Raw genomic sequence first — 14,754 nt, 5'->3', positions numbered from 1 at the left:
TCGGTCGATCGAGGGGTGCACTGCGTCCTGGGCGCAGTGGCGAGCAGAGACGGTGGAGAGTCCCGTCAGACGTCGGCGAGCAGGATCGACGGGCGTTCCACGCAGTCGGCGACGTAGCGCAGGAAGCCGCCGGCCACGCCGCCGTCACACACGCGGTGGTCGAAGCTGAACGACAGCTGGGTGACCTTGCGGACGGTCAGCTCCCCGTCCACCACCCACGGCTTGTCGACGATGCGGCCCACACCGAGGAGGGCGGCCTCGGGGTGGTTGATGATGGGTGTCGATCCGTCGACACCGAACACCCCGTAGTTGTTGAGGGTGAACGTGCCGCCGGTCAGCGCCGCCGGCGGGAGGTTGCCGCCTCGGGCGAGTTCGGTCAACCGGGCAAGTTCCGCGGCCAGTTGGGCCGTCGTCAGACGGTGGGCGTCACGGACGACGGGGACCATCAGGCCGCGGTCGGTCTGGGCGGCGAAACCCAGATGCACCTCGTCGAAGCGGACGATCTCGCGACGCTCGGTGTCGACGGTGGAGTTCAGCTCCGGGAAGCGGGCCAGTCCGGCGACACAGATGCGGGCCAGCAGGGCGAGCAGCCCGACGCGGCCGCCCGGTGCGGCGGCGTTCAGTTCCCTCTTCGCCCGCAGCAGGCCCGTGGCGTCCACGTCGACCCAGGTGGTGGCGTCGGGGATCTCGGTGCGGCTGCGGGAGAGCTTGTCGGCGACCGCGCGGCGCAGTCCGCGCAGCGGGATGCGTTCGGGGCCCGCCGGTGCGGGGTCCCGCTGCGGTCGCGGAGCCGGCGCGGGCGCGGGCCGCGACACGGTCTGCCGGGCCAGCTCGACGGCCCGCTCCACGTCACGGCGCAGCACGATGCCGGCCGGGCCGGAGGGCGTCAGAGCGGCGAGGTCGATCCCGTGGTCCCGGGCCATCCTGCGGACCAGCGGCGAGATGGCGCGGGGCGCGGTGAGCCGCGTGGGTCCGTCGACCGGCGTCGGCGCCGTCTGCCGTGCGGAGGGCGCCGGCGGTACCGGGCGATCGGCCGCCGTGGCGCCGCCTCCGGCAGGCGTGTGGCCGACGACCAGGGGCGCGCCGGTGGCCGACGACGCGCCGGGGTGTCTGCGCCGGCGGCGCGGGGCCGGGCCGTGGCCGGTGCCGTAGCCGATCAGGACGTTGCCGGAGCCGGCCTGCTCCTCCTCCCGGTACCGTTCCGCCGCGGTGTCCGGTCGAGCGGCTTCCCCGGCGGACCCGGCGAGGGACGGGCCGATCGGGCCCGCGCCCCGGTCGCCGTTCCCGCCGGAGGTGGCCGCACCCACCGTGATCAGCGGCTCTCCCACCGCCAGTGGCGTGCCCGCCTCCGCGTGCAGGCGCAGCACCGTGCCCGCGTACGGGACCGGCACCTCCACCGCCGCCTTGGCGGTCTCGACCTCGACGACGATCTGGTCGATCGTGACCGTGTCGCCGACCGCGACCTTCCACTCGACGATCTCGGCGTCGGTGAGGCCCTCACCGAGGTCGGGGAGCCGGAACAGTTGTTCGGCGTGTGTCGCGGTGGTCATGCGGCTGCTCCCTTCGGCAGGCCGAGGTGCCGGACGTCCGGGTCGTCGGCGAACTGGAGACGGTCGACGGCGTCGAGGATCCGGTCGACGCCGGGCAGGTGGGCGTGCTCCAGCTTGGGCGGCGGGTAGGGGATGTCGAAGCCGGTCACCCGCAGGACGGGCGCGGCCAGGGAGTGGAAGCAGCGTTCCTGGACGCGTGCGGCGATCTCCGCTCCGACGCCGGCGAAGCCCTGGGCCTCCTGGACGACCACGCAGCGGCCGGTGCGGTGTACGGACGCGGTGACCGTCTCGTCGTCGAAGGGCACGAGGGTGCGCAGGTCGACGACCTCCAGGTCGATGCCCTCGGCCGCCGCAGCCTCGGCCGCGGCCAGGGCGACCGGGACCGACGGGCCGTAGGCGACGAGTGTGGCGTCGCGGCCCTCCCGCCGGATCGCCGCCCGGCCGAAGGGCAGGGCGCCGCGGTGCCGGAGGTCGGTGTCCTCCTTCGACCAGTACAGCTTCTTGGGCTCCAGGAAGACCACCGGGTCGGGGTCGGCGACGGCGTCCCGCAGCAGCCAGTACGCGTCCTGAGCGGTCGCGGGGGTGACGACCTTCAGCCCGGGGGTGTGCGCGTAGTACGCCTCGCTGGAGTCGCAGTGGTGCTCGACTCCGCCGATGCCGCCGGCGTAGGGGATGCGGATGACCATCGGCAGGGTCAGCCGTCCACGGGTGCGGTTGCGCAGCTTGGCGACGTGCGAGGCGATCTGCTCGAACGCGGGGTAGGCGAAGGCGTCGAACTGCATCTCGACGACGGGCCGGAAGCCGCCCATCGCCATGCCGACGGCCAGACCCACGATGCCGGCCTCGGCCAGCGGGGTGTCGAAGCAGCGCTCCTCGCCGAAGTCACGGGTCAGCCCGTCGGTGATCCGGAAGACACCGCCGAGCGGGCCGACGTCCTCGCCGAAGACCAGCACCCGCTCGTCCTCGCTCAGCGCGTCGCGCAGCGCGGTGTTCAGCGCCTGCGCCATCGTCACTTTGGTCATGGTGGTCAGTCCTCCTGGGCGTACGGCGTGGCGATGTCGGCGGGCGCGGCGGACCGGGCCGTCTCGGCGGTCTCGACCGCCTCGGCCAGTTCGGCCGCCAGCAGGGCGCGCTGTTCGCGCAGTTGCGGGGTCGGCTCGGCGTAGACGTGGTCGAACAGCTCCAGCGGGTCGCCGACGGTCTCGGCGTTCATCCCGGCGCGCAGCTCCGCGGCCAGTGCCTCCGCCTCCTCCCCCACGGCTGCGATGTCCTGGTCGGTGAGCGCGCCGCGCGCCCGCAGATACGTCTCCAGGCGGGTGAGCGGGTCGGCGGCCCGCCACTGCTCGACCTCGTCCGCGTCCCGGTAGCGGGTGGCGTCGTCGGCGTTGGTGTGGGCGTCCATGCGGTAGGTGTGCGCCTCGACGAGGACGGGGCCGTGGCCGGCGCGGGCGTGGGCCACGGCCCCGGTCAGCACGGCCAGGACGGCGACCGGGTCGTTGCCGTCGACCTGTTCGGAGCGCACCCCGTAGCCGACGCCCTTGTAGGCGAGGGCGGGCGCCGCGGTCTGCCGGGCCAGCGGAACGGAGATCGCGTACTTGTTGTTCTGGACGAAGAAGACGACCGGCGCGCGGAAGACCGCCGCGAAGTTCAGTGCCTCGTGGAAGTCGCCCTCGCTGGTGGCGCCGTCACCGACGAGAGCCATCGCCACGCCGTCCTCGCCCTTGCGGCGCAAGGACTCCGCCATGCCGGTGGCATGCAGGACCTGGGTGGCCAGGGGGGTGCACTGGGGCGCGGTGCGGGTCGCGGCGGGGTCGTAGCCGCAGTGCCAGTCGCCGCGCAGCAGTGTCAGCACCTCGACGGGATCGATGCCGCGGGTGACCAGGGCGACGGAGTCCCGGTAGGTCGGGAAGAGCCAGTCGTCAGGGCGCAGCGCCAGCGCGGCGCCGACCTGGCAGGCTTCCTGCCCCCGGCTGGAGGGGTAGACCGCGAGCCGCCCCTGCTTGGTGAGGGCGGTCGCCTGGGTGTCGAACCGGCGCCCCAGCACCATCCGCCGGTGGGCCTCGCGCAGGACCTCGGCCGGGGGCTCGGCGTACGCGGCCGGCGGCCTGGCCACCGGCGTGCCGTCCTCGGCCACGAACCGCACCGGCGTGAGCGACGGCAGGAGGCCCTGGACCGTCTGTCGGAGGCTCTTCACGGACATGGAGGGCGCTCGCTTTCTCTGGACACTTGACGGGAGAATGGTCGCTACTGCGGAATATGTGTTCAATACTTCGGCGGAACCGGCGATGAACTGCCGGATCCCGCGTCCCGGGAGAGCAATGTGTCCGAGGAATTCCCCGCGCCGGTCCAGGAGACCGGACGAACTGCCGTCCCCGTCCCGCTCGACGCCATCGACCGGCAGATCCTGGCCCGGCTGCTGAAGGACGGCCGGGTGTCGGTCCGGGCCCTGGCCGACCAGGTGCACATCTCACGCGCCAACGCCTACACGCGGATCGGCAGGCTGCTGGCCGACGAGGTCGTCACCGGCTTCACCGCCCAGCTGAACCCGCAACGGGCGGGCCTCGGCACCAGCGCGTACGTCACGATGTCCATCGAGCAGAACGCGTGGCGGGACATCTCGCGCGAGCTGCGCGAGATCCCCTACATCGAGCACGTCGCCCTCGTCACGGGGGACGTCGACGTCCTCGCCCTGGTCCGCACGCCCGACAACGCACTGCTGCGCCGCGTGGTGCTGGAGAACATCCAGGCGATTCCGGGCGTGCGGTCGACCCGCACCTGGCTGGTCTTCGACGAGGTGCGGGGGCGAGGAGCCGACTGGAGCGCCTGAGCGCGCCGTTCACGCCGCCGCGGCGACGTGCCGGCGGGACCGTACGACCCGGAACCGGCCGGTGACGAAATGGGCGCCCCCGGCCGGGAGGTCCGATCCGGCCGAGGAGGGGTCGGCTGGGAGGTCGTCCGCGAGGTTCTGCACCAGGTGCGTTCCGGCGTCCAGCGCCGCCGCCTCGGCGACCGCCAGCACCAGCGGATCGGTCGAGTGGACCGCCGCGTACAGCGCGCCGTGGCGGCCCACGGTACGGCGGAACAGTTCAAGGCTGTGCGCGGTCGAGTCGGTGCCGATCAGGAAGGCCACCGGTCCCGGCCACTCCCGGGCGTAGATCCGTTCGTCCCGTGCGTCCAGGCGGACGAGCAGCGGGCTGCGCACGTCGGCGTGGGGATGGTCCGGATGACGCAGCGCCTGCGAGGGGTGCACCACCGTGCCGCACCGCGTGGCCCGCGCGAGTTCCGCCGCGACCGTGTCGTCGGTGATCGCTCCCACCAGCCTTGCCACCCGGGCGGGGTGCCCGAGCAGCCGGTCCACCGCCTCGCCGAGGTCGGCGCCGAGGTCCCGCAGACTCTTGCGTCCTTCGTCCGTCGCGATGCCCGCCGCCGGCGCCAGGAGGTTCTGCGGGGTGGTGCGGAGCCTGCCGTTGCACCGGCACAGGGAGGCCGCGAGGCCGCGCACGAGAGAGCGGTAGTCGTCGGTGGAGTCGACGATCACCGTGTTCAGGCCGGTCCGTTGGGCGAACACGACGGCCTGCCGGGCGTTCTGCTCCAGCCAGTCGGCGAACCGCGCCGACCCGGTGAAGTCGACGATGCGCACGGCCGGGTCCGTGGCCAGCCGCCGGTGCAGCCGCTCCTCCGGCGGGGCCACCGCGAGCGTCACGATGTCCGGGCAGTGACCGGCCTCCGCCAGCACCTGCCGGGCCACGCGCACGGTGATCGCCAGCGGCAGTACGGCCCTCGGGTGCGGAGCCACGATCACGGGATTGCCGGTGACGAGGCTGGCGAACAGGCCCGGGTAGCCGTTCCAGAGCGGATAGTCGGCGCAGCCGATGAGCAGGGACACCCCGCGGGGCACCAGGGTGCAGGTGCCCCGCATCTCCAGCGGCCGTCCCCGCCCCCGGACGCTCTCCCAGCGCAGGTCGGCCGGAACGCGCTCGGACTCGGCGAAGGCCTGGGCCACCGCCTCCAGCGCGCGGTCCTGGGCGCGCGGTCCGGCGGCCCGGAGCGCCGCCGTCGGCGGCTGGCCGGTGGTGTGGTGCACCGCGAGGGCCAGTTCGTGACTTCGGGTGTTGAGCCGGCGCAGGATCTCCACGGCCAGACCGGCGCGTTCGGACGGGCCCGCGGCACGCCATCCGGCCGTCGCCCGCGTGGCCGCGGTCACCAGCGCCGCGGGATCGCAGTGCGGATAGCCGATGCCCATGGCTATCCCGTACGGGGAGAACTCGGTGGCCACCCGGCCCAGTTCGCCCGGCTGGTCGAGGTCGAAGGGCCGTCCCAGCAGGGAGGCGAAGACCTTCGCGGCCGTCCGGGTCGATCGCATGCCCGCATCCGCGGCGTCCTGCCCGGTCGCCGCCGTGAAGGGCATACGGCACTCACCGGCCGCCATGGCCCGTACGACGTCGTGGAGCAGCGCCCGGTGCCGCTCGTAGGCGGTGGGGCCCACGGCCGTCAGCCTCTCCACGCCGCGGCGAGGGCGAGGAGGGTGTCGTTCTCCTCCGGCAGGCCGATCGTCACCCGGACCCCCTCACCCGGGAACGGACGGACCACGACCCGTCCGTCCAGGCAGTGCAGGGCGAAGTCGGCGCTGTCGTCCGCGAGCGGCAGCCACACGAAGTTGGCCTGGGACGCGGGGACCTCGAAGCCGAGTGCGCGCAGTCTCCCGGTCATCCGCTCCCGCTCCGCGGTGGTCAGCGCGGCCCGGCGGGCGACCTCAGCGTGCTCGCCGAGGGCGACGACGGCGGCTTCCTGCGCGAGTGCGCTGACGCTGAACGGCACCTGGGTCTTGCGCACATGGGCGGCGATCTCCGGGGGCGCGACGCAGTAACCGGCGCGCAGGCCCGCCAGGCCGTACGCCTTGGAGAACGTGCGCAGCACCACGACGTTGGGCCGGTCGCCGAGCAGGGCCAGGCCGTCGGGGACCAGCGCCGGGTCGGCGTACTCCCGGTAGGCCTCGTCGACGACCACCAGTACGTCCCCGGGCACACGGTCGACGAAGTCACGCAGGGCCTTGTCGCCGACCGCGGTGGAGGTGGGGTTGTTGGGGTTGCAGACGAAGACCAGCCGGGTCCGGGCGGTGATCGCCGCCGCCATCGCGTCAAGGTCCAGCGCGTGGTCGCGCAGCGGCACCCGGACCGCCGAACCGCCCGCCACGGCCGTGAGGATCGGGTACGCCTCGAAGGAGCGCCAGCCGAAGACGACCTCGTCGCCCGCTGCGACGACCGCGTGCAGCAGCTGGCCGCAGACCTCGGAGGAGCCCGCGCCCACCGCGATCCGCTCGGGGTCGACTCCGTGGTGGTCGGCGATGGCCTGCACGAGGCGGGTGGCGCTCAGGTCGGGATAGCGCGACACGCCGCCCGCCAGTTCGGCGAGCCTTCCGGCGACGCCCGGCAGCAGCCCGTACGGGGTTTCGTTGCTGGCCAGGACGATCGCACCGGGGAGTTTGCGACCCGGGACGTAGGAGGGCAGCTCCGCCAGGGAGGAACGGACACGCACCATGCTCGACTCGCTTCTGCGGTGGTGAGGCCCGGGGCCGCGCCTCCGGGCACTTGTGACAGGGAAATGGTGGAGATAGCGCGACAAACGCTCAACCCTTTGGGGAATTCGACGACAGATCGCCGATGATCAGCCTGCACTGCGGCAAGTCGTCTTTGTACCCACTGGTACCGCACCACCTCACGAGACGGACTGCGCGGCGACGATCGTGCCCGACCGACCGTGATGGATCGGGCCCGTGGTCAGGCGCTCCACCCCGCGGCTCTCCTGGGACTCCCTATCGCACCCGTGGAGACTGCCCCTGCCCGGTTCCGGACTCGCTCGCCCCTTGCGCCCCCTGTCGGGGTCGTGACGCTCCGACAGCTTGAGAAGCAGCAGGGACAGGCCTGACAGCACCACCAGGACGGTGCCCACGACGACGTCGGTCACCTGGGTGCCGTCGAACACCTCGGTGTTCTGCCGGCTGATGACCCAAGGCAAGGCGATCATCCAGGCCCCGGCCTGATGGGGTTGTCCGACCGGGCACCCGGGCCCCCGGCGAACGGTCACGCCGCCCACTGGCTGGGCTGCTCCCAGTGGGCGAAGTGCATCTATTCAGTCCAACTCTTCAGTTCATCGGTTCAGTTCATCGGTTCAGTTCGTCTGTTCAGTCGAGGATCGCGGTGGCTTCGATCTCGACCAGGTGGTCGGGGACGTCCAGGGCCGCGACACCCAGCAGCGTCGCCGGCGGGACCGGGGTGATGCCCAGCTTGGCGGACGCCCGGGAGACACCCTCCAGGAGCGAGGGCATCTTGTCGGGGGTCCAGTCGACGACGTAGAAGGTCAGTTTCGCCACGTCGTCGAAGGAGCCGCCGGCCTCGGCCAGGGCGGTGTCGATGTTGAGGTAGCACTGCTCGACCTGGGCGGCCAGGTCGCCTTCGCCGACCGTGGTTCCCTCGGCGTCCCAGGCGACCTGGCCGGCGATGAAGACCAGCTTCGATCCAGTCGCGATCGACACCTGCCGGTAGACGTCGATCTTGGGCAATCCACTCGGGTTCACCAGGTTGATGGCCATGCTGCCTGCCTCCTCGTCCGTAGCGCCTGTGGGCTCATGTACACCCGACCAGGCACCTTCGGTCTCTTGTGGTTACTCAGGAACCGTAGGAGAGTGTGCGCTGACATGGAAGAACGCACTTTTCAGTGACTGAGGAACCCGATGGTGACCAAACAGAGCAAGGGCCCGTCCGAGGAAGCGGACTTCAGGCGCGCGGACTCGTTGGCGCGAGAGATCTTCTCCGACGTCGCCAACAAGTGGGCGTTACTGATCATGGAGACTCTCGGTGAACGCACGCTGCGCTTCAGCGAACTGCGGAACCAGATCGAGGGCATCAGCCACAAGATGCTCACCCAGAACCTGCGCATGCTGGAGCGCAACGGCCTGGTCGTGAGAGACGTGCACCCCACCGTCCCTCCGCGTGTCGAGTACACCCTCACCGAGCCGGGCCAGGGCCTGCGCTCGACCGTCGACGCGATGTGCGACTGGACGCACCGCTACTTCGGGCACATCGAGGCAGCCCGCCACCGCTTCGACGCCTGACGGCTGATCACGACCTACGGCTGACACCAGACCCGGTTCGCAGTTGACGGGGCAACCTCTAGTGCCCCAGGGCGTCGACCACGGCAGTGATGTCGACGCACCCGGCCAGGACGACACAGGCACTGGCGGCATGGCGTTTGAGCAGGTCACGTCGTAGTTCCTGGTAGCGGTTCTCGTACTGGTCACGCAGTTCGTCGATGTGATGGGCCAGTGTGTGCCGCGTGCGAGTGAGGCGCTGCTCGATGTAGTGACGTGTGATCTCTTCGGCCTGTGCGGTGGTCGCCCACGGCAGTCGCGAGCACAGCGCCTCCGCTTCCTCGCGCGCCTGGAGGTGGTGGATCCGGGCCCTGAGGTAGCCCATTCGACCTCGCCGACGAGTGCCGTGTTCCGGTCGGCGTGCGCACGGTCGCTCCGGCCCTTGCTCATGAGCGGTCGCCCGGGTGTCCTTCGGCCTCGATGACGTCACGCCGTCCGACATTCGCCGCGTGCTCCTGCTTGGCGATGTGCGGGTGGTGCAGATCGAAGGCGGGGAATTCGGACCTGACCCTGGGCAGCGTGATGAAGTTGTGGCGCGGAGGCGGACACGAGGTGGCCCATTCCAGGGACCGGCCGTACCCCCAGGGGTAGTCGACGTCGATCTTCTTGCCGATCTTGGCGGCCTTCCAGACGTTGCAGAGGAACGGCAGGGTGGACAGCCCGAGCAGGAACGCGCCGATACTGGAGAGGGTGTTGAGGGCGGTGAAACCGTCGGCGGCGAGGTAGTCGGCATAGCGGCGGGGCATGCTGCCTTCGGCGCCGAGCCAGTGTTGCACGAGGAACGTGGTGTGGAAGCCGACGAAGAGGGTCCAGAAATGGATTCAAATGATCGTCGAGATGAAGTTGACCGCGCCCAGAATGGTCCCGAACCCGGCGAGCGCCAGCCCCATGATCCACATGTCGCCGCCGACATACGGTGTGCGCTCGCCCCCGCTGAGCGGGGTGTAGGCGATCCAGCCGAAGTCGGCGGCGCCCTGGGTGGTGAAGAAACTGCTGAGCACGATCAGCCCGCCGAGGAGGAAAAGCCAGTACGACAGCATGTTCAGCCGCGGGAAGGCCACGTCCGGTGAGCCGATCTGCAGCGGCATGATCGCATTGGCGAAGCCCGCGAAGGTCGGGGTGGCGAAGAGCAGCAGCATGATCGTGCCGTGCATCGTGAACGACTGGTTGTACTGCTCGGCGGACAGGAACTGCATTCCCGGCCGGGCCAGCTCAGCCCGGACCGCCATGGCCAACGGCCCGCCGATCAGGAAGAAGGCGAAGGATCCCCGGCGGCGACGTCGACGGCGGCACTGGCACCGGCACCACTGGCGGGCCTTCGCACAAGGCGTAGCGTGGGAGATGTGAGGACGGGGAACGTGACGGCCCCCGCCCTCACCCGCGCGGTGGGGGACCCGGCCGGTGCTCGCCGTCGTCCGTCGTCCGCTCACTTCCGCCGGCGGCGTGCGGGTCCGGCGCGATCCCGTGCGAGGGGGCGGACTGCGCCTTCTGCAGCGCTGCGTCGAGGGCTTCCTGGACGTCGTCGGGCAGGTGGTGGGTGAGCACCCAGTCGACGATGAGACCGGCGATCTCGCGCAGTTTGACGTTGGTGTGCTGGGAGACGTCCTTAAGAACGTCGAAACCCTGCTGAGGGCGTAGTGCACCGAGGGCGATGACCACTCCGATCGCCTGATCGATCACCGCATGGGACGTGATGGCCGTTTGCAGGTGGTCATTGTGCCGCTGAAGATCGATGATCTTGGCAGCGGAGTCGTCCGGCCCCTGCGGATGGCGCACTTCAGCCGACTCGGGACGGCTGTTGTGCGGGACACCCATCGATATCACGCTCCCCTTGCGGCGGCTTGCGGCGCCGCCCGGACGCAACGCCCGTCCGAACGCGCCGACGACACCACCACTCTTACCCACAAACCCGCTCCGTCGGCATCCCTCTCGGTGTGCCGTGGCCCGCATGTCCGCAACCAGCCCCTGACCAGGCGTGACTCTTTGCGGCAGGGGCCACCGCGCAGGTCGCCTCGGTGGCGCGGCGGCGCCGACCGCGCAGCGGCCCACGACGCCTCGGCTCTCGTGCCCGCGCGGCCTGCCGGGACAGTAGTGGCCTCGCGGATACGCGGAAATCGGTTCTCGGGAGCCCATCAACCCGAGGCTCCCTCCGTTCGACCGATGAGCCGAGGGAGCCACCCCGCGGCCCCACGGCGGAACGGCGCCCTGACCGGACCTTCACCGTCGGGCCGGTGCGCCGAGATCCCTTCGCATGAGGACGCACATCGTCTCGTGGCGGCGGACGGACCCATCGGGTGCTTCCTCGTCCCAGGCGTCGGCCTCACGGCCGTACGCGACGTAGCCGAGACGCTCGTACAGGGCGCGCGCCCGCACGTTCTCCTCCTCCACGGCGAGTTCGGCCCTGCGCAGACGGCGGTCCCCGATCCTCTGCTCGGCGGCTCGGACCAACAGTGTCCCCAGGCCGTGAGACCGCAGTGCCGGGAGGACGGCAAGCTGCCAGAGGGTTCCGGCTCCCTCGGAGACCGTGTAGTCGACCCCGCCGATCGCCACCGGCAGGTCTGCCGACGTGCATACGGCCAGGTAGTCCACTTCGCCGACCGCTGCACGCGCCAACTCCCGCTCCACATGGCGCAGATGGGTGGCCGAACCCGACCAGGTGCAGGCCGGCAGGTCTCCGGGAAGCAGGTCGCGCACGCCGAGAGGTACGACGATGGCGGCATCGGTTGAGCCATGTGCAGTGATCACGCCCGTGAGCATGCCGGGCAACGCAGTGTCACGGCAACGCGTTTCCCGGGCAGGCCGATCGGGTCGAGACGTGGCCGCAGGGGCACCGGCCCGGTCGAATCTGCGGCCGAAGGGGAACCGGTCCGGTCGAATGTCTTGACCTCCTCCCTCGTCGGACACTACCGTCGCGCAGAATTTCGAACACTGTTCGCAATATCGAACATATCGAACCGCCGCATGAGTGCCCAACGGAGGACACCTCGATGCGTTTCCGCCCCAGACGCAGCAGTCGCGCCCTGGCCGCCCTGTGCGGCTCCGTGCTGACCATCAGCCTCCTGTCGGCAGGACCCGGCGCGCCCGCGGCCCGGGCCGCCGACGACCCCGACGCGGTCGCGCTGGACAAGGACGCCATCCTCGCCGCCAACCAGCTCGACGAGCGGCAGTGGTACAAGGACAACATCCCGTTCCTCGACACCCCCGACAACGACATCGACGAGGTCTACTACTACCGCTGGAGCACCTTCAAGCGGGCGTTGCGCTACACGGTGCCGGGCACCGGGTACGTGTCGACCGAGTACGACGTGCCGATCGGGTACGCCGGCAACCCGTACACCGCGCTGCCGGACGCGACCGGATACCACCTGCTGGACGGGCGCTGGCTGCACAACCGCGACTACGCGGGCGACTACCTCGACTTCTGGCTGCGCGGCGCGGGCAACTCCGGCGCCCGGAACTTCAGCGAGTGGATCACGAGCGCCGCGTACCAGCGGTTCCTGGTCACCGGGGACGCCGCCGGGATCAAGGCCGATCTCCCCCACCTCATCGCGCTGTACAAGCGATGGGACTCCAACTTCGACACCGACGTCACGGTGAACGGTACGCAGTCCGCCAGCGATCTGTTCCACCAGACCCCGCTGTCCGACGCCACGGAGTACACCGAGACGTCGATGCACAGCAGCGACTGGTTCGGCGGCGGCCGGGGCTACCGGCCCACGATCAACGCGTACATGTTCAGCGCCGCCCAGGCGATCAGCAAGATCGCCACGATGAACGGCGACACGGCGACCGCCACCGAGTACGACGGCAAGGCCGCCTCGCTCAAGGCCGCCGTGCAGAACTCGCTGTGGGATCCACAGCGCGAGTTCTTCATGCAGGTCTACAACACGGACAACACCAACGGGACCCTGAAGCAGACCAGGACGACCTGGCGTGAGGCGATGGGCTTCGCCCCCTGGGCGTTCAACCTGCCCGACGCGCAGTACTCGTCCGCGTGGAAGTACCTGACGGATGCCAAGCGGTTCAAGGCGCCGTTCGGGCCCACGACGCTGGAGCGGGTGCACGACTTCGAGGCCGAGCAGGCCGCCGTCACCCACGCGAACACCCACAGTGCGACGACCGCCTCCAACGGCAAGTACGTGGGGCAGATCGACTTCGACGACAGCGCGGTCGGGTTCACCGTGGACGCGCCCGGCAACGGCACGTACCCGGTGACGGTCCACTACGCCAACGGCACCGCCGGCACCTCGACGCACAAGCTCGTCGCCAACGGCGACACCGCGAACCCGATCACCGTCAGCTACGCGCCCACCGGCGGCTGGGGCAGCTTCTCGGAGTCGAAGTCCGTCACCGTGCAGGTCCCGATGAAGACCGGGGCCAACACCCTGAAGTTCACCAAGGGAACCGGCTTCGCCGAGCTCGACCGGATCGCGACGAACCCCTACTTCAACTACCAGGCCATACCCGCCGAGCAGAAGCGCGACGACGCCAACTGCTGCCACTGGAACGGTCCGAGCTGGCCGTACCAGACCAGCCAGATCCTGACCGGCCTCGCGAACCTGCTGCAGGACTACCCCGCGCAGAGCTTCGTCACCAAGGCCGACTACCAGACGATGCTGGCCCAGTTCGCCGACCTCCAGCACAAGGACGGCAAGCCCTACGTCGCCGAGGCCGCCAACGGTGACACCGGCACATGGATCTACGACGGATTCAACTTCAGCGAGCACTACAACCACTCCAGCTTCAACGACCTGGTGCTGAACGGTCTGCTGGGCATCAAGCCGCAGGCGAACAACACGCTGGTGCTCAAGCCGCTGGTCCCCTCGGGCTGGGACTACTTCGCGGTGGAGAGCCTGCCGTACCACGGGCACACGTACTCGATCCGCTGGGACCGGGACGGTTCGCACTACGGCAAGGGCAGCGGCCTGCAGATCTTCCAGGACGGCCGGCGCATCCACCAGTCGTCCACGGTCGGCAACATCACGGTGGACGTGGCCGCCCCCGTGACTCCGGCGCAGCCCGTGCGGATGATGAACGTGGCGGCCAACCCGCTGACGGCCGAGCAGGACTGGCTGGGCCGGACCGTCACCCAGCCGTACCCGAAGGCGTTCGCCTCCTACACCAACACCGTCTCCAACGGCCCGCACTGCCACAGCGGCCAGACCTGCAAGCCGACCACCTTCGACGCCCCGCTTCGGGCCACCGACGGATGGATCCGCTACGACAAGATCCCCGACAACAGGTGGACCAACTCCGGCTCCCCCAACGCCACCGACCACCTCGGCGTCGACTTCGGCGCGCCACGCAAGATCAACGAGGTGAAGTTCTACACGTACGACGACGGCGCGAACATCCGCGTCCCGGCGAGCTACTCCGTCCAGTACCTCAAGGACGGCGCGTGGGTGACCGTCCCGAGCCAGACGAAGACCCCGGCCGCGCCGGTCGCGAACAACGCCAACGAGGTGACCTTCCCGACGATCACGACCTCGCAGTTCCGGGTCGTCCTCACCCCGCAGGCAGGCAAGTTCGTCGGTGTCACCGAGCTGGAGTCCTGGTACCCGGAGACTCCGTCCGTCAAGATCACCAACAAGAACAGCAGCCTGGAGCTGGGTGTCTCCGGCTCCTCGATCGCCGCCGGAGGCGCCGTCCAGCAGCAGTCCGCCAGTAGCGCCGCCAACCACTGGTGGAAGATCGTCCCCGCCGAGAACGGCTACTACAAGATCTTCAACACCAACAGCGGGCAGGTCCTCGGCATCAAGGACGCCTCCAAGACGGCCGGCGCCACCGCGCTGCAGTGGGGCGACACCCTGACCGCCGACCATCTCTGGTCGATCGTCGACGCGGGCGGCGGTTACGCCAAGATCGTCAACAAGAACAGCGGCATGGTCCTCGGCATCCAGAACATGTCCACCTCGTCCGGAGCCCAGGCCCTGCAGTGGGACGACACCGGCACCGCCGACCACCTGTGGAGACTCGTCGCCGAGGACGGCTCCACACCGTTCACCTCCTGACCGGACGTCCGCCGCGGCTCCAGGCCGCGGCGGACTCCCTCAGCTG

13 protein-coding genes and 1 pseudogene are annotated in these 14,754 nt (G+C 70.2%); 3 read left to right on the top strand and 11 right to left on the bottom strand.

Annotation, left to right across the window (positions count from 1 at the left end; genetic code table 11):
- Positions 1 to 65 precede the first annotated feature (65 nt).
- Genes STRBO_RS0121555 through pdhA form a run of 3 tightly spaced genes read right to left on the bottom strand, consistent with a single transcriptional unit; the run spans position 66 to position 3,750 of the window.
- Positions 66 to 1,550, bottom strand: a complete 1,485-nt coding sequence (locus STRBO_RS0121555) for a dihydrolipoamide acetyltransferase family protein (protein ID WP_005473900.1) — start codon at positions 1,548 to 1,550, stop codon at positions 66 to 68.
- Positions 1,547 to 2,572 carry an alpha-ketoacid dehydrogenase subunit beta gene (locus tag STRBO_RS0121550; protein WP_005473902.1) on the bottom strand — a complete coding sequence of 342 codons (1,026 nt, stop codon included), beginning with the start codon at positions 2,570 to 2,572 and terminating at the stop codon, positions 1,547 to 1,549. The genes STRBO_RS0121555 and STRBO_RS0121550 overlap by 4 nt, the downstream gene beginning before the upstream one ends.
- A gap of 5 nt (positions 2,573 to 2,577) precedes the next feature.
- Entirely contained in the window at positions 2,578 to 3,750 is a 1,173-nt protein-coding gene (gene pdhA / locus STRBO_RS0121545; protein WP_005473904.1) for a pyruvate dehydrogenase (acetyl-transferring) E1 component subunit alpha, read from the bottom strand.
- A gap of 120 nt (positions 3,751 to 3,870) precedes the next feature.
- Between pdhA and STRBO_RS0121540 the strand changes: the two genes are divergently transcribed.
- Positions 3,871 to 4,377, top strand: a complete 507-nt coding sequence (locus STRBO_RS0121540) for an Lrp/AsnC family transcriptional regulator (RefSeq protein ID WP_005473906.1) — start codon at positions 3,871 to 3,873, stop codon at positions 4,375 to 4,377.
- 9 nt (positions 4,378 to 4,386) lie between these two features.
- On the opposite strand, the gene paaN is transcribed toward STRBO_RS0121540, so the two are convergent.
- The 4 genes from paaN to STRBO_RS0121520 all read right to left on the bottom strand — a co-directional run bounded on the left by paaN (position 4,387) and on the right by STRBO_RS0121520 (position 8,139).
- Entirely contained in the window at positions 4,387 to 6,054 is a 1,668-nt protein-coding gene (paaN, locus tag STRBO_RS0121535) for a phenylacetic acid degradation protein PaaN (protein WP_005473908.1), read from the bottom strand.
- The gene (hisC, locus tag STRBO_RS0121530) at positions 6,042 to 7,088 is read right to left on the bottom strand and encodes a histidinol-phosphate transaminase (RefSeq protein WP_005473910.1); all 1,047 of its coding nucleotides are present in this window, start codon (positions 7,086 to 7,088) and stop codon (positions 6,042 to 6,044) included. Before hisC ends, paaN begins: the two co-directional genes overlap by 13 nt.
- A gap of 177 nt (positions 7,089 to 7,265) precedes the next feature.
- On the bottom strand, positions 7,266 to 7,574 hold the full coding sequence (locus tag STRBO_RS0121525) for a hypothetical protein (protein ID WP_005473912.1): 309 nt from the start codon (positions 7,572 to 7,574) through the stop codon (positions 7,266 to 7,268).
- A gap of 157 nt (positions 7,575 to 7,731) precedes the next feature.
- Positions 7,732 to 8,139, bottom strand: a complete 408-nt coding sequence (locus STRBO_RS0121520) for a RidA family protein (protein WP_005473914.1) — start codon at positions 8,137 to 8,139, stop codon at positions 7,732 to 7,734.
- A 141-nt stretch (positions 8,140 to 8,280) separates the two neighbouring features.
- On the opposite strand from STRBO_RS0121520, the gene STRBO_RS0121515 reads away from it, so the two are divergent.
- Positions 8,281 to 8,661, top strand: coding sequence for a winged helix-turn-helix transcriptional regulator (locus STRBO_RS0121515; RefSeq protein WP_020114754.1), 381 nt, complete (start codon positions 8,281 to 8,283; stop codon positions 8,659 to 8,661).
- Between the two features lie 58 nt (positions 8,662 to 8,719).
- Here the strand turns inward: STRBO_RS0121515 and STRBO_RS0121510 are convergent, their stop codons facing one another.
- From STRBO_RS0121510 to STRBO_RS0121490, 4 genes and pseudogenes are all read right to left on the bottom strand, one after another.
- A complete protein-coding gene (locus STRBO_RS0121510) occupies positions 8,720 to 9,022 on the bottom strand; it encodes a hypothetical protein (protein WP_005473918.1) in 303 nt (100 codons plus the stop codon).
- A gap of 61 nt (positions 9,023 to 9,083) precedes the next feature.
- A pseudogene (locus tag STRBO_RS44740) lies at positions 9,084 to 9,962 on the bottom strand (cbb3-type cytochrome c oxidase subunit I); the annotation flags it as partial.
- Positions 9,963 to 10,071: 109 nt separating this feature from the next.
- Complete coding sequence (locus STRBO_RS0121495; protein WP_005473923.1) at positions 10,072 to 10,512, bottom strand: ANTAR domain-containing protein; 441 nt, start codon at positions 10,510 to 10,512, stop codon at positions 10,072 to 10,074.
- A gap of 402 nt (positions 10,513 to 10,914) precedes the next feature.
- Entirely contained in the window at positions 10,915 to 11,454 is a 540-nt protein-coding gene (locus STRBO_RS0121490) for a GNAT family N-acetyltransferase (protein ID WP_005473925.1), read from the bottom strand.
- A 230-nt stretch (positions 11,455 to 11,684) separates the two neighbouring features.
- On the opposite strand from STRBO_RS0121490, the gene STRBO_RS0121485 reads away from it, so the two are divergent.
- The gene (locus tag STRBO_RS0121485) at positions 11,685 to 14,708 is read left to right on the top strand and encodes an MGH1-like glycoside hydrolase domain-containing protein (protein WP_005473927.1); all 3,024 of its coding nucleotides are present in this window, start codon (positions 11,685 to 11,687) and stop codon (positions 14,706 to 14,708) included.
- Positions 14,709 to 14,754 lie beyond the last annotated feature (46 nt).

Origin of the sequence: Streptomyces bottropensis ATCC 25435 (genome assembly GCF_000383595.1) — a bacterium.
GTDB lineage: Bacteria > Actinomycetota > Actinomycetes > Streptomycetales > Streptomycetaceae > Streptomyces > Streptomyces bottropensis.
Note: the sequence above shows the minus strand (reverse complement) of the source record. Positions and strands in the feature narration are given on the sequence as shown.